We start from the raw sequence: 17,234 nt of genomic DNA on the forward strand, positions 1-17,234 counted from the left end.
GGTGTGTTTGTGCAGCAACCGATTGCGATACTAGACTCAGGCGTAGGCGGCCTTACCGTTGCCAGAGAGGTCATGCGCCAGCTGCCGCGTGAAAAAATCGTTTATTTTGGCGATACCGCCAGAGCTCCTTACGGTCCGCGCGACCCGAAGGTTGTGACTCGTTTTACGCGTGAAATCGTTGATTATTTGGTTCATTTTCGTCCTAAAATGATTGTTATTGCTTGCAATACCGCAACCGCATTTGCTTTGGAGGAAATACGCGCAATCGTGGATATTCCCGTAGTTGGCGTCATTAAGCCGGGAGCAAGAGCGGCGCTTGGCCGGACGATTACAGGCTGTATCGGAGTAATCGGCACGGAAGGTACGATAAATAGCGGCGCTTACGAGCATGCTTTGCTTGAAATCTCTCCTGATGTGCGTGTCATTAGCGAAGCGTGCCCTCTTTTTGTTCCGCTTGTAGAGAAAGGGAATTTCCGCTCTCTGCAAACCTATGAAACCATCCGCAGTTCGATCGGCCACCTGCGCAAGTTCCCGATGGACAGCTTGATTCTGGGCTGTACCCACTATCCGTTTCTCGCCGATGTCATTCAGGAGGTTGTTGGTCCCGACATTCACCTGATCAATTCCGCCGACGAGACTGCGCGCGAAGTAAGCCTTATCCTGCATGATAAAAGGATGTTGGCCCAGGAAGAGGAGCTGCCGGTGCATCAATTTTTCTGCAGCGGGGAGCCGCAAATGTTCAAATCGATTGCCCAGCAGTGGCTTGGGGAGCAAATTGAGCTGACGCCTGTCGTATGGCAGGTGCCTCAGATCGGATAACAAATAACGGCTGTCCTGATTCGCGTTCCCGGGCGAAAGCGATAAGGGCAGCCTTTAACCATTGCAATCATACATAATCTAATAGAGAAGGCACCGACGGATAGGAGGACAAGCCATGAATAAGGAAGATCAGGTCATAATGGGTTTCAGAGAATTATACAACAAGCTGGCTTGGCTTAATAAAACGAAGATGGAAGTCAGTCTTAAAGGTTACAAGTCTTCTGAAGTGCATTGCATCGAATATATTGGAAGAAACCCGGATTCCAACGTGACCAAGCTTGCGGAATCCTTTTATATGACAAGCGGCGCCATAAGCAAAATGACGAAGAAGCTCATGAGCAAGGGATTGATCGAGAGCTATCAGAAGCCGGAAAACAAGAAGGAAATCTATTTCCGGCTTACGGAGCAAGGAAAAGCCATTGACAAAATCCACTATGATCTTCATAAAGAATTTCAAGAGCGGGATAAAGCCGTATTCGAGTTGGTTACGGACGAACAGTTCGATGGCGTTCTTAGATTCGTCGAAAAATACAGCAGGCATTTGGATGCGGAAATAAAGAAACAAGGGTTGGATATGAAGTCGGAAAATGAATAAAGAAGAAGCATCAAACGCAGGCAGTCCGGTTCTTTCGAGAACGGGCTGCTTTTTTATTGCCGAATTTTTGTTGACAAGGAAGCAAAATCGCGTTACGATGTTTTTGCTTCCAAGGAAGAAATAATACGCATGCCAAGGAGAATTCAAGTGACCATACACAAATCGAATCAAGCATCTAAACCAGAAGCAGCCGTAGACAAGCACGCCCTGCTATTCGGACTTGTATCCGTCTTTCTTTGCGGTTTAGGGTTTAGTATGATAACGCCGGTCGTTCCATTCTTAGTACAGCCTTACGCCAGCACGCCAGGCGAACAAGCGATTTATGTTACGCTTCTAACTTCCGTTTACGCCGTCTGCGTGTTTTTTGCGGCCCCCGTGCTGGGCGCTTTGAGCGACAAATACGGCCGTCGTCCGCTGCTCTTGCTATGTCTGCTCGGTTCCGCAATCGGATACTTCGTATTTGGCTTAGGCGGTGCCTTATGGGTGCTTTTTGCCGGGCGTATCATAGAAGGAATAACTGGCGGGAGCATCAGCACGATCTTCGCCTACTTTGCCGACATTATTCCTTCGGAACAGAGGACCAAATATTTCGGATGGGTGAGCGCGGTTGTAGGAGCCGGTACCGTAATTGGCCCGACGCTCGGCGGGTTGATGGCCAAGCTTGGCTATTCCGCCCCGATGTATTTCGGAGCCGGAATTACTTTGTTGAACGTGGCGTATGGATACCTGTTTATGCCGGAGAGTCTTAACAAGCATCATCGATTGGTACGGATTTCCTTTGTCAGATTGAATCCTTTTATGCAGCTTGCAAATCTGCTAAGCGTGAAAAACTTAAAGAGGCTGCTTGTCTCCGCTTTCTTGCTCTGGATCCCGAGCGGATCCTTGCAGGCCGTTTTTTCGCAATTCACGATGGATACCTTCAGCTGGAAGCCCGCCGTAATAGGACTCATGTTTTCCATTTTGGGCATCCAGGATATCCTGTCGCAAGGTTTCATCATGCCGAGGCTTTTGAAGAAGCTTCATGATAAACAGATCGCTGTCCTCGGGATGGTCTCGGAGATGATCGGGTACGGCTTTATTGCAGCATCGGCATTATTCTCCTATTATCCTCTGCTTATCGCCGGCATGTTCATATTCGGTTTTGGCGATTCGATCTACGGCCCTTCCTTCAACGGGATGCTCTCCAAGTCCGTCGATGCCAGCGAGCAGGGAAGGATCCAGGGGGGCAGCCAATCGATTCAGGCTTTGGCAAGAGTGATCGGCCCGATCGCCGGAGGTCAAATCTATGTGACGTTTGGCCACGCCGCGCCTGCGTTTATGGGGATGCTTCTTATAGCAGCGGCAATACCCGTTCTATATCGGAGTACGCAGGCTGCATGACGATCTTTGCTTTGCTTGGATGATAAGCCCCGGCGTTGGCATGTGCACCCGTCCGCATGAATAGCATGATAAAAGATTACAGCCAATGTTCGATAATAAGGGGGAGTAGCGGCATGAAAGAGCTCGTAAACGGGCAATACGGGTACCGGGAAACGGTAGCGGATTGCGACAGACTGATGCGCACTTATCCTTTTGTCCGGGGATACGTTATAGGGCATAGCGTGTTGGGCAGACCCATAGTAGCGCTCAAATGCGGGGAGGGCGCACGCCGGGTCCATTTGAATGCTTCCTTCCATGCGAATGAATGGATTACGACTCCGCTGCTCATGCGGTTTGTTGAAGAATGGGCGGAGGCATGCGTGCAAAACGGCGCTCTGTTCGGGGAACAGGCCTGTGAGCTGTACCGGGAGACGGAAGCGTGGATCGTTCCGATGGTGAATCCCGACGGCGTTCAGCTAGCGCTCGATGGCATTGATGAGGCGAATCCGTTCCGGCAGCAGCTCTTGCTGTGGAATAAAGGCTCCGGGCAGTTCGATCAATGGAAGGCGAATATACGCGGAGTGGACCTGAATGACCAGTTTCCTGCCCACTGGGAGGAGGAGCGGCTTCGCAGAGGAACGGAGGGGCCGGGTCCCCGGGACTTTCCGGGGCTGTATCCGTTAAGCGAGCCTGAAGCCCAGGCACTTGCCCGTCTGACGCAAACGCTGCAATTCGACTCCGTGCTTGCCTTGCATACGCAAGGCGAGGAGATCTACTGGAATTACCGGGAATACGAGCCGGAGCACGCTGAAGGCCTTGCGGAACGTCTGGGCGAGGCAAGCGGCTACAAGCCGGTGAAGCTTACGGGCAGCGATGCCGGGTACAAGGACTGGTTCATCCAACGTTTTCGCAGGCCGGGCTTTACGGTTGAAGCGGGTTACGGCGCGAATCCGCTGCCTCCCGGGGAATTTAACGGCATCTATTCGAAGATCGGCCCCTTGCTGACCGAATTTTTGCGGCTGCACCGCTGACGAGACGCAAAGATGATTCCGGGGGCACACCTGTGCTATAATGATCGGCAAAAGCTGATGAAGGTGGTGTGCCTCATGCGTAAATGGTTATCGCTTCGGCATTGGAAGAGCACATTTGTCCGAATATACAAGCTGATTATCTCGAGAGAGGTTTCCATAACCGACAAATTATTATTTCTGGTGCCGGTTATTCTCTATTGGGTGCTGCCCGACGCGCTGCCTTTTCTCCCCATAGACGATATTGCGGTGACGATGCTGCTCGCCGAATGGTTTGCCCGGAGAATGGAGAAGAAGTATAATAGGATCAGGTAATGTTAACCATTCGGTTGGCAGATGTTTACGAAATCAAATTCTTTTTTAGGAGTGGAATAGAATGAATGTCAAAATTACGCGCAACGCGGCAAAAGTACTGAAACTGGAATTGGACAAGCCCGAGAACGAAGGCAAGAAGCTTCGCGTATACGTAACGCATTCGCATGGGGACCATGCGCATTACGGCATGGCGATTGACGAGCCTAACGAGAAGGACGTTGTAGTATCGACGGATAAAGAGATCGACGTGATCCTCGAGAAGGACAACGAGTTCCTCGACGGCGTGCGTATTGATTACTTCTACGTGCCGGAGGAAGGCTTTGCGGTAACGAACCCGTCCAAAGGCAACAGCGGCGATCACTAAGAGCCGGCATAGATACGAATGGATTGGAAAGACTCAACATCAGATGTTGAGTCTTTTTATTACCACAATAGAATTTAAAAGTTTGGATAACAGTTGAAAACTGAATTTCAATTTGGCGATAAAACCTACCTATAAACGCGGTCGCTCATCTTCGAGAGGCCTCGATAGAGGTTTTCTCAATTGAGGGGAAGGTACGTACAGATGGTTCGTCATGCTCGTTATTATTTGGCCGGAATCCTTGCAGTCATGCTGTTTATCCTCGCCGCAGAGCTGATCTGGCTTCCGGCCCCGCTGCGGACCTCCTCCGGCATGCTCTGGATCGATATGATCGACGATCTGCTGTACGGGCTTGCCGTTATCCCGTTGTTATGGGGCATCGGTGCGCTGATCGGGATCAGAAGGTTACGGGCGGAGCAGGGCCGATTAGGCGGGAGAAAAAGAAGAAGGCTGCTGCTTACCGTCCGCATGCTGCTTCTTGCGGTAAGCGCGGCGGGAGCAGCATTTCTGCTCGTAAAACCGGATGATCTCCTTATCGGGCTTGGCGTGCTCGCAATTGGCCTGATTCTGCTGTTCGTTGACCTGATCTGGAGTGATGCCGTATACCGAAGGCTTGCGGGAAAGGGAGAGAGTGTGAGATGGCCTTGGCGGAGCCTGGCTGGACTTGTCCTGACGGCTGCGCTGTTTGCAGGGCTGGCATTTCCTACGTCCTATAACGTCACTTATCCGGGTCTGACGATGGGCATGAACCGTTACGCGCATGTAGACGGAGGCAAGCCGGTAGGCAGCATCAGCGGCGTGCTTGTCTTTGAGCGTATTGCCGTGCCGGCGGATTGGCTGTATGCCAAGCTGCTGCCGATGTACAGCTTCGAGAAGAGGAGCAGGAATGAACCGCCGTTAACGGAATCTTACACCGAGGTAGTGCAGATGAAGCAAGGGGCCGATGACGTAGCGGGGGCTATCGCAATGGGCAAGGCGGGGATAGGCAAGGGAATTGAGCTAACCGGAGCCCGCGTGCTTGCCGTTGCGGACAACGCCCCGGCTAAATCCTTGATTAAGGCCGGCGATGTCATTATCGCGTTAAACGGCAAACCAATCAGCAATATGGCCGAGCTGACGGATTATATGGTGAACCAGGTCAAGCCTGGCGACCAGGTTGAAGTAACGCTCCGGCGCGGCAAAGAAACGCTCGAGGTTCAGGTGCCGACGAGTGAAGGCGAGGCGTCGGGAGACTTGCCGAAGCGTGCCGTATTTGGCATCGGAGCGGAAAATGATTGGCATGCGGATATCCCGCGCCAGATTGCGTACCACCACTACATTGCGCATATCGGCGGACCTTCGCATGGCGCGATGCTGACGCTCGCGCTGTTGGATCAGCTGACGCCGGGCGGAGTCACGCATGGCGTGCGTGTAGCCGGTACTGGCACCATTGAGCCGGACGGCTCGATAGGCCTTGTTGGCGGCATCCCGCAGAAGGCTTACGCCGTCAGCCGCACCGATGCCGATGTGTTCTTCGTGCCGGCGGCATCGCTGGATGAAGCGAAGGAGGCGGCGCCGGGGCTTAACATCGTGCCGGTGAGAACCATTGACGAGGTGCTGGATTGGCTGAAGGCACACGCGAAGGAATAAGGAAAGGGCTGTCCCCACATGGTCTCCATTGACCCGAGGGAACAGCCCTTTGTCTTTGCTGCGTTTGCGCCGGCGCTACTTGCCTGCGCCGTTTGTATTCACGGCGGTTGCCGCGCCGCCATCCGCGCTTGCCTCGACGGCGGCTGCGCGGAAGGATGCAATCAAATCATGCTGCACGATTTGATCGGACATGGACAGCTCGGTGCGCGCGTCCTCCACCGCACCGAGGCATTTCTGCACATCGCCAAGCTTATTCGCGGCGATGTTCCAGCACTTGCCGTTGCCTGCGACGGCATCGCCGGAAGGCATATAATAGACGGTGCCGTCGGTGAAAGCACCGTTTCTTTGCACGACCAGCTTGCTTTGCTGCTGGCTGGTAATAAGCGGCTGACCAAGCAGCGTCATGTCAGCCGTCGAGATGCCAAGCAAATGCAGGATCGTTGGCGTGACATCAAGCTGTCCGCCAACGTTCGTATGCGTGCCGGCGTATTTGCCATCCGGCAGATGGACGATAAACGGCACCTGCTTCAGAATCATTTCCCGCTGCAGGTCGTTCAGAGGCTGTCCAAGGAAGGTCTCGAATAGGCTCCAATCCCGGATCGAATTATCATGGTCTCCATAGAAAGCAACGATGGTGTTATTCCAAAGCCCTTCCGCCTTCAGGCGGTCGATAAAGGTACCGATGGAGGCATCCACGTAATGAACGGCCTGCAAATAATCGCCCATAATCGTGCCGTCCAGCTCGCCGACATTCAGCTTCCGCTCGGATACCGGCATCGTAAACGGATAATGGCTTGATAGCGTAATGAGGAACGAATAGAACGGCTGCTGCTCCTTCGCCATCAAATCCGCGGACTGCCGGAAGAACGAATTGTCGCCTAGCGACCAGCCTACGGGCTCGTCCATCTCGAAATTCTTTTTGCTATAGAACGTATCGTAGCCCATATTGGCGTACATCGTATTGCGGTTCCAGAAGCCGCCCTCGTAAGCATGGAAAGCGGCGGTTGCATAACCGTTGTCCTTAAGAGTACTTGTCATACAGTTGTACTGATGATTCGGGTACTGGATAAAGACGGAGCCGCTCATCATCGGCTGCAGCGAGCAGTTGCTCAGGAAATCGGCGTCCGAAGTCCTGCCTTGGGCCGTCTGGTGGTAAAACTGGCTGAAATACGCGCTCTCCTTCACCAGCTTATTCAGATTCGGCGTAATTTCCTGACCTCCGATCGATTTGCCGATCATAAAGTTCTGGAAAGCTTCCATCTGTACCACAATGACATTGCTGCCTTTGTATTCGCCAAACGTAGGATCCGATTCAAGCGATTGGCGCTTATCGCCGCGGGCTTCCGTCCACGCCATCGCCTCCGCCGTTTCTTCGGCGGAAGCCTGCTCGGACTCGATCCAATGCAGCTTCGCATAGCGGTACACATCATAGCCATGGAAACCTACGATGCCCGTGACATTGTACAGAGAGACATTCCACCAGTTGCCGTCGAAGAGGCCAAGCGCCCATGTTTTTTTCGCTTCGTTTACGTTGCCGATCGACATCGACATCCCGATTGCGAAGATCGCGGCGCTAATGGCTGTCCGAATGACCGCTTTACGCCAAAGCGGCGTTCTCCGCGGAGAGGAATAGCCGTATCCATAGCCATGGGAATCCCTGCGAAGATCCGAACGGCCTTTCCAGATGACATACACCCCAAACGGAATGATCAGCAGCCAATCTACCCCAAGCAGAAAGTCCTTCGCGTGCATTAACGTCCCGATGCTCTCGCCAAGCGAATCGACCTGATTCGCCTGCAGAAGCACGGGTACAGAGATAAAGTCCTGGAAGTACCGGTAGTAAATTACGTCGGCGTACATGATAAACGATAACAGCAGGTTCAGCGCAATCAGGGCGATAATCCGTCCGCGTGTCGGCAGCCAGAATGTCCAGAAGGTGACAAGAGCCAGCGTGCCAATCGCAACAGCAGTATCATAGCCGTTCATATCCATATTCGGAACATGGATCAGCTTGTTGAACCACAGCTGCTTTAACAGCATGGCGATAAAAAAGAAGATAACGTCTACGCCCTTGAGGCGGTTCAGCCATTCCAGCGTGAAGCGCATCAAGCGTCGCAAGGCGTTAGGTTGCTCGTTGTAACTTAACATAAACGCAAAAATTCCTTTCTCTTATTTCCGGGGAGGCAGCGGGCCGAAGAACTGGTAGTAGTTGCATTGAATACGGCCGTTAAAGAGCTTGCGCTTCTTATCCGCCGGCCTGCCGAAATAATGCTCGACGCTTGCGGAAGGGCTGATCGCAAAAAACGACCATGTCGGCAAATAAAGCGCGGACCGGCCAAATTGCATGAGTGCCATTTCCGCATCCTTGTCATCGCCCAACCGCTCGCCGTAAGGCGGGTTCGTAATAATGACGCCATAATCGCCTTCCGGCTTGATCTTGGCCACCGGCATAACCTTTAACTTAATTTCTTTGCCAAAACCTGCCTTTTTAACCGCGGCTTCCGCAATTTCTATGGCATAAGGGTCAATGTCGGACCCCGCGATTTGCAAAGGGATATCATCCTTCACGGCATCAAACGCTTCTTCCCGCGCTTCATCCCACAGCTCGTGAGGGACGAGAGGCCAGCCTTCCGCGTTAAACGAACGGCGAAGACCGGGAGCGATATTCCAGGCAATCATGGCCGCTTCCACGAGAATCGTGCCGGAGCCGCAGAACGGATCATACAGCGGACGCTCCGGATTCCAGCGGCTGAGGTCAACAAGAGCTGCGGCCATCGTCTCGCGGATGGGCGCTTCGGTCGATACTTTCCGGTAGCCGCGCTGATGGAGGCCAGCTCCCGTTGTATCAAGCGTCAGCATGGCCATATCGTTCATGAGCGTCACTTCAATGACATAACGGCCGCCGTCCTCGTGGAACCATTCGGTGCCGTAGCGGTCCTTCATTTTCTCGACTACGGCTTTCTTGACGATGCTTTGGCAGGCAGGAACGCTGGTCAACTGCGACTTCTGCGAACGTCCGTTAACGGGGAACTCTCCGTCTTCGGGAATCCATTCCGGCCAATCCAGCGCTTTCGTTCCTTCGAAAAGCTCTTCAAAGGTTGTCGCCTTGAACTCGCCCATATTGACGAGAATGCGTCCCGCGGAGCGAAGCCACAGATTCGTGCGGCAAATATCGATCGGCTGCCCGGTGAAACGGACGCGGCCGTTCTCCACCTGAAGGTCTGTGTAGCCGAGAGTTTTCAGCTCGCGCGCAACGACCGCTTCCAGTCCCATCGGCGCGGTAGCGATAAGATTAATCGTTGTCATGATTACAATTCTCCCCTTACCTGTGAAAACATCAGTTGTATCCACACGGTCAAAATCATACAATCAAGTATAGGACAAAGAGGGTAGCTTTTACAAATTGTAAAAATAGAGAGGTTGAGAGTAAATTGACAGACGAACAATATGTGGACGGGCTATATGGCGAAGACCAAGACCTAGTCCGCACGAAAAAAGGGATCGCCGAGCGCGGCATGCCCGATATATCGATAGCTGACGGATACGGCAGGCTTCTGACGATGCTCGCCAAGATGAATGGGGCGAAGACGGCGCTGGAGATCGGCGCGCTTGGCGGCTACAGCGGGATCTGCATTGCGCGGGGGCTTGCCGAGGGAGGATTGCTTACTTCATTAGAGCTGAAGGCGGAATATGCGGAAGTGGCGAAGGCGCATATGGCGGAAGCGGGGCTTGGCGACGCCGTTGAATACATAATCGGGGATGCCCGCGAAAGCCTTGCGAAGCTGAAGGAAGAGGGCAGAACCTTCGATTTCTTCTTTATTGACGCGGACAAGGAAGGGTACCCGGTATATCTGGAGCATGCGATTGCGCTCTCCAATCCGGGTGCGGTTATTATCGGCGATAACATCCTGCTGCGGGGACGCACAACGGACCCGGCCAAGGAAGGTCCGTCCGTCAAAGCCGTCCGAAGCTTCAATCAGCGGATTGCAAGCGACGAACGGCTGATGAGCACCGTTCTCCCGGGATATGACGGTCTTGCGATTGCGATCGTAAAATAAAGCAGGCGACAGTGAAGAGCAATGATGCCTCCCGGCATCGTTGCTCTTTTTTATTTAATCGATTCTAGTTCTTCTGGCTTATTTCGTTTGCGGAAAATCTATGAAAATAGAACCACTATTCATGGTAAAAAAAGCTAGATTATAGTAAAATGGAAATAGTTTTTTCGGAAAAATGAAGGTAGATCGTAGGTGCTAATGACATGAAATGGATTCGGAATGGCAACAAGGAATCCGGATTAACCTTGGTGGAGGTGCTGGCTGCCCTTGTTATTTTATCGGTTGTCAGCCTGATGCTGACCTCCTTCTTCACGAATGCGCTTACCTATGCGAAAGGCAACCAGAGCAAGACGGTTATGGTCAATCTGGCCCGCAACGCGTTGTTCTATATGGAGAAGCAGCGCTATGAGCCTATCCAGACCTATTTCTCGAACACCTCAAATACGGCTATCGGCTGTCCGCTAACCGGATGCGATGCCGCTGTTGGCCGGTTGGCCGAAGATTCGGCTGTCTTGCAGCAAATTCTAAATCCCAATATTAACGGCGTGCAGTATACCATCTCCGTTATCTACCAGAGAGAAATGCATGACGGGATGCTTCACGATTCGGATAAGAAAAACATGGCAGAGGAGCTGCTGCCCGTGCTAGTCCGGGTAGAGAAGGCGAACGGCTCTGCCAGCGCGCGTAACGCGGCGGAAGTGGAGGGATATATCGCCAGTGAGAGAGTTCGTTAAAAAGTGGCGGAACGAGGAGCAGGGGCTGACGCTGGTGGAGCTGATAGCAGCCATGACGCTGCTGTCGATCGCCGCAGGCATTATTTTTTCCGTCGTGACGTTTGGCATGAATACCTATAACCGGGTCGAAACGGAGAATGCTCTGCGGGATGATGCGGATCTGTTGATGTCCTCCATTATTACGGAGCTGTATTCGTACGGGCCGGAATTGATTTCGAAGAATGCGAACGGCATTACGCTGGTGCGGGATGCAGGCACGAGAGAAGAACGGCAGATTATTATTCGGAATAATCAGCTTCATATCGGCGACAGAACGGTGGATACCCGATCGGTTGTGGATATGCCGAGTGAGACAAATCCAACCTCTGAAGCTTCATCCATAGAGCTTAGATGCAAAACGAATGTAACGGAATGCAGCAGCGGTCTCATTGAGATCCGGCTGGTGCTTGAGCAGAATCATAACGGGCGGAATCAGCAGCTGACTCTGGAAAGCAAATTCGGGTTTTAGGGGGAAGGGTGCATGGGAAGCGAGAAAGAGCGCGGTTACGCTCTGGTATTGGTTCTGTTTATGATTTTGCTGCTGACCATTCTGGGTACGGCGGTTGTCAGTTCGACGCTAGGCGGAGCAACGCGGGCAGAGACAAGGGAAAATGACGTGCAAAGCCTTCATCTGGCGGAAAAGACATTAAATGAAGCAGCTTCGTTTCTCGTCACCAAATATAATGGCAGGGAAGATATCGCGCCGGAGGAGCTCTCGCAGCTGATGCAGGCGGGTATCGATGAACTGCAGCGGCTCACGACCAGCACCGACCTGCCGGGAGCCAGCGGAAGAATTACGGATGTAACAACGGAGCAGGTGAGCGTTGGCGAGCAAACCAGCTACAAGCTGAACCTGACAGCGGAAGCGGTGGTTAACGGCGTAACAAGGCGGCTGACCCAGCAGGTTACGATAGGGGCTTACCCGGATTTCCTGAATTACGCCTTTGGCTCGGAGAATAATGTCATTATAAACGGCGCTGCTTACGGAATGGGCAATATCTATGCCGGTCGCGACTTTCTTATCGATAACACCGCGAAATACATATATAACAATGACCCCAATAAAACAAAGGATACGAAATATCCGTTTTTTAACGGCAATATCTTTATCCAGAATATGGACTCGATTAAAGTGCTGGACAAAATCACGGGCAACTATCAGCCTTATTCCCGAACGGACCTGACTTTGCAACAGATTCTTGGAGTGGATAACAGCAAAATTCAGCTTCGCGACCAGAAGAAATTTATTTCGATTAACGTTGCGGAATCCTTTATCGATAAGGCTGAGGAAGCAACCAACGTGGACCGCAACAGCATAAAGGCGGCCGTCGATTATGCTTTGGCGCATAGCGGAGAAGAGGGCAGGTTTAATAATCTGGCGGCTGTTCTGAAGAAAGGCAGCGGCGTAACGGCGACCTCCGGTCCTCCGGCAAAGCCAACCTTGCCTACGGATTTGGACGATACGGCAGCGATGGATGCTTATAATGAAGCTCTGAAGGAATACGATGCTTATTTTGTTCAATTCAATTCCTTTACGAACACGGTTCTCTTTAATGGGGACTTAAAGCTGGATGGCTTGGATTACAAGAGCTTGATTTTCACGGATTCCGCCAAGCAGGACAATCATAAATGGCTGATCGTAAACGGGGATCTGACGATTTCGAACTATTCCAGTGATCCGCTGGTGGTCAAAGCCAATATTCTGGTGACGGGCAATGTCTTTATCAGCGATAGCGTTCAAGTGGATTCAACCATCTTTACGCTCGGGAGCACGACCATCGAAGACGCCCAAATCAAGGGTGTTCAAACCGAAAAAGGGGAACGCAAGCAGCTGATCATGATCTCGAAAGGGCCGGTTTTGGTTAACAAGGTTGACTCCTTCAACAATGATTACGGCACGTATAACCCCGAATCTAATCCTAATATTCTGGATGCTTTCTTTTATACGGATGAAGACGCGGAGCTGTATGGGGTGGGTTCCATTTTTTGGCTGCGGGGAGGTTTCTTCTCGAAGGGAGATTTGACGATCAATGCCGTGCTTGGCAAAGCCACTGACGGAGGTTCGGATATTATCTTTGATGCCAGGCTGCAAAACACCATTCCCTTTAACGAATCGCGATTTATTATCAACTACGATTATGATTTCTTCGAGAATCAATATGAAGGCTTGCCCCGCGTCAAGAAGCTAAGCGTTATCGTGGGAAAAAAGCAGCTGCTATTCTCTCCTGTCTTGAAAAAATAAAGTATTAGACTGTAAATTATAAAGTTGTAGACTGCGGGTGTCATTCTAAGGGAAATGTTAGTTGAGAATAACGTAATGGCAGCTGATCAGGATGATCAGTTGCCATTTTTGTTAAAGTAGCGGGCAGAATTACGTAGTATATTATAGTGGCCTTGTCGAGAAAAATCTGTGTCACGGTAATAAGATTCGCCCTTTAGTTGATAGTGCCCCTACCTTCAGGCGTATTTGTGAACCTATTGCAGAAGCGCAGCATAGTGTCTGGCTAACGTTTCATTCCTTCAAAGTTTTCTAGTGATTCAACGGAAACGTTAGCTGAATGACACCAGCGGCGGTCTAAGACTTTATTACTCAGTCTTGGTCCGCCGCTGTTTGATTTTTTGCGCCAGTCTAATACTTAATTGTTGAAAGCTAACTATTTATGACCCCCTAAGCCCCGTTAAATCAAATCGATCAGTCTCAAACTCTATTTTCACTGGACGCAAAGCGATCGGTATAGCTTTTCATGCAAAAACGCGCTTACAATAAGGGACACAGGCAGATCTGCCACGACAATAATCTTCATCATTAGCAGTTGCAGCCAATAGTCTCGTATTCGCTGTACCGATAAGGGAGTGTCTCGTATGCTGTATTCGCTCAAAAGCCGCCTGATTATCGCATTCGTGCTGCTGTTCGTGCTGTCCTTCGGAGTCATGACGCTTCTGCTCTTCAAAGAATCGCGCGCCATCATTCGCTCTTATGTTGAATCGTCTGCATTGGAAAAAATGGACGAGTACGGCTCGTTTATCGATATGGCGCAGTCGCAAATGTACGATTTCTCGTCACTCGTCTTCAACAGCGATTTGACCCATCGCTGGGAGCTTGCGAGTACGGACCCCAACCTGTCGCCCGGGGAGAAAAGTCTGGCGAACATCACGTTCAGCCGTTTCCTGACCCAGACGACGAACAATTATTCGATCGTCTCCTCCGTATTCATCTATCGGGAGGACGGTCTTCGAATTGGGATGAACAACGAAGTCGCGTTCGATCCCTCATTCAAAGAAGAGGCGTGGTACCGGGATTTCAAAGAGCGAAGCGTCCGATGGGTACCTGCGCACCTGGACCCCTACTCGCAGCAATACTACAATAAGCCGGTCATCAGCCTGCTGATGCCGATCGGCCAATTCGAGCCTGCATTGGCCAAGACCGTGATGAAGGTCAACATCAGCTCGGCGTATTTGCTCGATCCGCTTAACCGCATCCATCTCGGGGAGAGCGGAACCATCTTCCTGCTGAATGAACTGCTTGGTCCAATGCTGTCCCAGACGGAATACGGGCAGCATGCCGATAAGACGGCACTTATCGAGAAGCTGAGCGGCGGGCGGCAGAAGCAAGGCGTAGAGTATACCTCCGGCCATGCGAAAGGCGACGATATTGTGGTGTACAAAAAGCTGGGGCGCACCGACTGGATGCTGGTTGGCTTCGTAAGCGAAGAGGATTTGTATGGGAAATTGTATACGCTGCGCGACAGCATTGTCACATTCGCTATTTTACTGTTTCTTGTATCCGTTTTCATTGCGATATGGTTATCGCACGGCATTACGAGGCCGCTCACGCGCTTGGTCTTGGCGATGCGTCATGTGCAGCGGGGCGATTTCGCAGGCGCGGAGGAACGGATTCCAACCGTGCGCAGCGTCAGAAGCGAAGTGAGTTTCGTGACGATGACGTTTCGCAAAATGGTCGGCCAGCTTCGCAGCCATATCCAGACCGAGTTCGAGCTCAAGCTGCTTCGCCAGCAGGCGGAGTATAAGGCGCTGCTAATGCAGATCAATCCTCATTTTCTGTTCAATACGCTGGAACTAATGAGCTCTCTTGCCATGCAGAAGCGGACGGACGATACGGTCGACGTGATAGAGTCCCTGGGCAAGATGCTTCGCTTCTCGCTGCGGATCAGCGACGACGTGATCAGGCTTAAGGAAGAGCTGAACTATGTGCGGGACTACTTGTCGATTCTTGAAGTCCGTTTCGGCGATAAGCTGCATGTCACGATGGAAGCCGATGAAGGATTGGAGAAAGTAATGATCATCAAGTTCATCCTCCAGCCTCTGATCGAGAATGCGGTTAAATATAGTTTTCGGCAATCGCCTAACGCCATCGTCCGTATCCGGATCAGTCGACGTAACGGCCAGCTCCGGTTATCCGTCTCGGACAACGGTCCGGGTATGCCTGAGGAGCTGCTTGTCAAATTGAAGGACCAGTCAGCCAGCGTGCAGCTGGATCAGATGCTGACCAGCCGCAGCCGGGAGATTGGACTAGGAAACGTGCTTGCTCGCTGCAGGCTGTACTACGGAGAGCTTTTTGATTTGCACATCGAGTCGGTGCCGGGCGAAGGCACGGTCATTGAACTCCTATTACCGATCCGGGAGGAGCATGCGCATGTACCGAGTATTGATCGTGGATGACGAACCGGAAATCCGGCAGGGCTTAAAGCTTAAAGTCCATTGGGAGAAGCTGGGCCTTACGATTGCGGGGGAAGCGGGAAACGGCGCCGAAGCGATGGCGATGCTGGCGGAAAAGCCGTTCGATATCGTGATTACGGATATGAATATGCCGCTCATGAACGGCGTTTCCCTTCTCGAGGCTTGCGAGAAACGTTATCCGGAGCTTCGGCTGCTCGTCATTACAGGCTATGAGGATATTCAATACGCGAAAGCTGCCGTACGCCATCAAGCCCGGGATTTTATGCTTAAGCCGGTAGCCCGGGATGAATTAAGCGAGGCACTGACGCGGCTGCGCAAGGAGCTTGACGACGATCGGACCGAGAAGAACGAGGCTTCGGCTATGCAATGGCGATTGTCGCAATATTACAAAGAGATGAAGGAGCAATACATCGTCCAGCTCGTCAAAGAGAATTTCGCCCATGAACGCGAACGGCTCGAGCGAGCCAAGCTGTTCCAGCTAGGTGAATGGGACGCTTGCCCAGTCCGATTCCTGACGGTCGGACTTCGGCCGCTTGCTTACAACGACAATCAGCCAGCCCAAGACCGGTCACCGGATCAGATGCATCTGCCGTTTGAGCTGGTCTGCCGCGAAAGCTTGAGCGCATACGGCGAATCCGCCAACATGTTCCGCGATTCAAGCTACCCGGGATTGGTCCATATCGTCTCTATCCTGGATGACAAAGAACTCGCGTTATTAACCGAATCGCTAAAGAGGAATATAACGGCTTACATCGGCATGGAGCCGTTCATTGGCATCGGTCATTCCGTAAGGAGCCTCAAACAATGGAGCGAAGGCTACATGTCCTCGCTGCTGACGTGGAATCTGGCCGACCGGGGAATGCAGGATTCGGCGCGAGGCGCGGCGGAAGGACAAGCTGCGCTGTCCGAGGATACGGTGAAAGTGCTGCGCAGCTTCGTCCAGCGAGGCGCAATCGCGTCCTTCGAGCGTACGTTAAGACGCGAGCTGGAAGAAGCGTTCCAGATCTCCCGGTCACGGTTCACAAAAGTGATCTTTCAGCTGTATCTCATGCTTGAAGCGCTTGCCCATGCTGCCCGTACCGCATTGGAAAGCGGCGAGCAGCTGTGGCTTCGTCCCGAGAAGGTACTGGGCCTTGACTCGGTGGCCAAAGCAAGCGGCTTCCTCATGCCGATCGCTATTCGCATAGCGGATCGCCATACGTCCGAGGAGCGGGGGGAGTCCTCGCTCATTGAAGCCGTAAGGCAATTTATCGACGAAAACTATATGATCGACTTGCATTTATCGATGATCGCCGAACGTTTCAACTATCACCCTTCGTACTTCTCCGAGCTGTTCAAGGCGAAGGCAGGCAAGACGTTCATTCAATACGTAACCGACGTTCGAATGAAGCAGGCCACCAGACTGCTGGAGGAGACGGAACTGAGTCTGTGGGACATTGCGGAGCTGACCGGATTCTCGAATGCCAGCTACTTCAGCTCCAAGTTCAAACGGGTATATGGGCTGAGCCCTTCGGAGTATCGGCAGAAGCGACCTGAATAAATTGAAAACGAGATGCCGAAGAAATCGAATTCCGGTCATGCGCATGGGGCGGTATGCTTAAC

15 protein-coding genes are annotated in these 17,234 nt (G+C 52.1%); 13 read left to right on the top strand and 2 right to left on the bottom strand.

Annotation, left to right across the window (positions count from 1 at the left end; translation table 11 throughout):
- Nucleotides 1-9 precede the first annotated feature (9 nt).
- The 7 genes from racE to EV294_RS04265 all read left to right on the top strand — a co-directional run bounded on the left by racE (nucleotide 10) and on the right by EV294_RS04265 (nucleotide 6,106).
- Nucleotides 10-819, top strand: coding sequence for a glutamate racemase (gene racE / locus EV294_RS04235; RefSeq protein WP_132304106.1), 810 nt, complete (start codon nucleotides 10-12; stop codon nucleotides 817-819).
- Nucleotides 820-934: 115 nt separating this feature from the next.
- Nucleotides 935-1,414 carry a MarR family transcriptional regulator gene (locus tag EV294_RS04240; protein WP_132304108.1) on the top strand — a complete coding sequence of 160 codons (480 nt, stop codon included), beginning with the start codon at nucleotides 935-937 and terminating at the stop codon, nucleotides 1,412-1,414.
- Nucleotides 1,415-1,561: 147 nt separating this feature from the next.
- A complete protein-coding gene (locus EV294_RS04245; RefSeq protein WP_132304110.1) occupies nucleotides 1,562-2,794 on the top strand; it encodes an MFS transporter in 1,233 nt (410 codons plus the stop codon).
- A gap of 113 nt (nucleotides 2,795-2,907) precedes the next feature.
- Complete coding sequence (locus tag EV294_RS04250) at nucleotides 2,908-3,804, top strand: M14 family metallopeptidase (RefSeq protein ID WP_132304112.1); 897 nt, start codon at nucleotides 2,908-2,910, stop codon at nucleotides 3,802-3,804.
- Nucleotides 3,805-3,879: 75 nt separating this feature from the next.
- Complete coding sequence (locus tag EV294_RS04255; protein WP_132304114.1) at nucleotides 3,880-4,116, top strand: hypothetical protein; 237 nt, start codon at nucleotides 3,880-3,882, stop codon at nucleotides 4,114-4,116.
- 61 nt (nucleotides 4,117-4,177) lie between these two features.
- Nucleotides 4,178-4,480, top strand: coding sequence for an iron-sulfur cluster assembly accessory protein (locus EV294_RS04260; RefSeq protein WP_127496923.1), 303 nt, complete (start codon nucleotides 4,178-4,180; stop codon nucleotides 4,478-4,480).
- A 201-nt stretch (nucleotides 4,481-4,681) separates the two neighbouring features.
- Nucleotides 4,682-6,106, top strand: coding sequence for a PDZ domain-containing protein (locus EV294_RS04265; protein WP_132304116.1), 1,425 nt, complete (start codon nucleotides 4,682-4,684; stop codon nucleotides 6,104-6,106).
- Nucleotides 6,107-6,181: 75 nt separating this feature from the next.
- Here the strand turns inward: EV294_RS04265 and EV294_RS04270 are convergent, their stop codons facing one another.
- Nucleotides 6,182-8,254 carry an LTA synthase family protein gene (locus EV294_RS04270; RefSeq protein ID WP_132304118.1) on the bottom strand — a complete coding sequence of 691 codons (2,073 nt, stop codon included), beginning with the start codon at nucleotides 8,252-8,254 and terminating at the stop codon, nucleotides 6,182-6,184.
- Between the two features lie 21 nt (nucleotides 8,255-8,275).
- Nucleotides 8,276-9,412 carry a THUMP domain-containing class I SAM-dependent RNA methyltransferase gene (locus EV294_RS04275; protein ID WP_132304120.1) on the bottom strand — a complete coding sequence of 379 codons (1,137 nt, stop codon included), beginning with the start codon at nucleotides 9,410-9,412 and terminating at the stop codon, nucleotides 8,276-8,278.
- A 125-nt stretch (nucleotides 9,413-9,537) separates the two neighbouring features.
- Here EV294_RS04275 and EV294_RS04280 point away from each other — a divergent pair, with 125 nt between their 5' ends.
- The 6 genes from EV294_RS04280 to EV294_RS04305 all read left to right on the top strand — a co-directional run bounded on the left by EV294_RS04280 (nucleotide 9,538) and on the right by EV294_RS04305 (nucleotide 17,172).
- Nucleotides 9,538-10,164, top strand: a complete 627-nt coding sequence (locus tag EV294_RS04280) for an O-methyltransferase (protein ID WP_132304122.1) — start codon at nucleotides 9,538-9,540, stop codon at nucleotides 10,162-10,164.
- A gap of 200 nt (nucleotides 10,165-10,364) precedes the next feature.
- The gene (locus EV294_RS04285; protein WP_132304124.1) at nucleotides 10,365-10,895 is read left to right on the top strand and encodes a type IV pilus modification PilV family protein; all 531 of its coding nucleotides are present in this window, start codon (nucleotides 10,365-10,367) and stop codon (nucleotides 10,893-10,895) included.
- A complete protein-coding gene (locus EV294_RS04290) occupies nucleotides 10,879-11,403 on the top strand; it encodes a PulJ/GspJ family protein (protein WP_165930573.1) in 525 nt (174 codons plus the stop codon). The genes EV294_RS04285 and EV294_RS04290 overlap by 17 nt, the downstream gene beginning before the upstream one ends.
- 12 nt (nucleotides 11,404-11,415) lie before the next feature.
- On the top strand, nucleotides 11,416-13,176 hold the full coding sequence (locus EV294_RS04295; RefSeq protein ID WP_132304128.1) for a hypothetical protein: 1,761 nt from the start codon (nucleotides 11,416-11,418) through the stop codon (nucleotides 13,174-13,176).
- A 620-nt stretch (nucleotides 13,177-13,796) separates the two neighbouring features.
- The gene (locus EV294_RS04300; RefSeq protein WP_132304130.1) at nucleotides 13,797-15,614 is read left to right on the top strand and encodes a sensor histidine kinase; all 1,818 of its coding nucleotides are present in this window, start codon (nucleotides 13,797-13,799) and stop codon (nucleotides 15,612-15,614) included.
- Entirely contained in the window at nucleotides 15,589-17,172 is a 1,584-nt protein-coding gene (locus tag EV294_RS04305; RefSeq protein ID WP_132304132.1) for a response regulator, read from the top strand. Before EV294_RS04300 ends, EV294_RS04305 begins: the two co-directional genes overlap by 26 nt.
- The last annotated feature ends 62 nt before the right edge of the window (nucleotides 17,173-17,234 follow it).

Origin of the sequence: Paenibacillus sp. BK033 (genome assembly GCF_004345425.1) — a bacterium.
In the GTDB taxonomy this organism is placed as follows: Bacteria; Bacillota; Bacilli; order Paenibacillales; family Paenibacillaceae; genus Pristimantibacillus.

Coding starts and splice junctions, on each gene's coding strand:
- EV294_RS04260 (WP_127496923.1), top strand. CDS start 4,178: ATGAATGTCAAAATTACGCGCAACGCGGCAAAAGTACTGAAACTGGAA.
- EV294_RS04265 (WP_132304116.1), top strand. CDS start 4,682: ATGGTTCGTCATGCTCGTTATTATTTGGCCGGAATCCTTGCAGTCATG.
- EV294_RS04255 (WP_132304114.1), top strand. CDS start 3,880: ATGCGTAAATGGTTATCGCTTCGGCATTGGAAGAGCACATTTGTCCGA.
- EV294_RS04250 (WP_132304112.1), top strand. CDS start 2,908: ATGAAAGAGCTCGTAAACGGGCAATACGGGTACCGGGAAACGGTAGCG.
- EV294_RS04275 (WP_132304120.1), bottom strand. CDS start 9,412: ATGACAACGATTAATCTTATCGCTACCGCGCCGATGGGACTGGAAGCG.
- EV294_RS04300 (WP_132304130.1), top strand. CDS start 13,797: ATGCTGTATTCGCTCAAAAGCCGCCTGATTATCGCATTCGTGCTGCTG.
- EV294_RS04305 (WP_132304132.1), top strand. CDS start 15,589: ATGTACCGAGTATTGATCGTGGATGACGAACCGGAAATCCGGCAGGGC.
- EV294_RS04240 (WP_132304108.1), top strand. CDS start 935: ATGAATAAGGAAGATCAGGTCATAATGGGTTTCAGAGAATTATACAAC.
- EV294_RS04285 (WP_132304124.1), top strand. CDS start 10,365: ATGAAATGGATTCGGAATGGCAACAAGGAATCCGGATTAACCTTGGTG.
- EV294_RS04270 (WP_132304118.1), bottom strand. CDS start 8,254: ATGTTAAGTTACAACGAGCAACCTAACGCCTTGCGACGCTTGATGCGC.
- EV294_RS04295 (WP_132304128.1), top strand. CDS start 11,416: ATGGGAAGCGAGAAAGAGCGCGGTTACGCTCTGGTATTGGTTCTGTTT.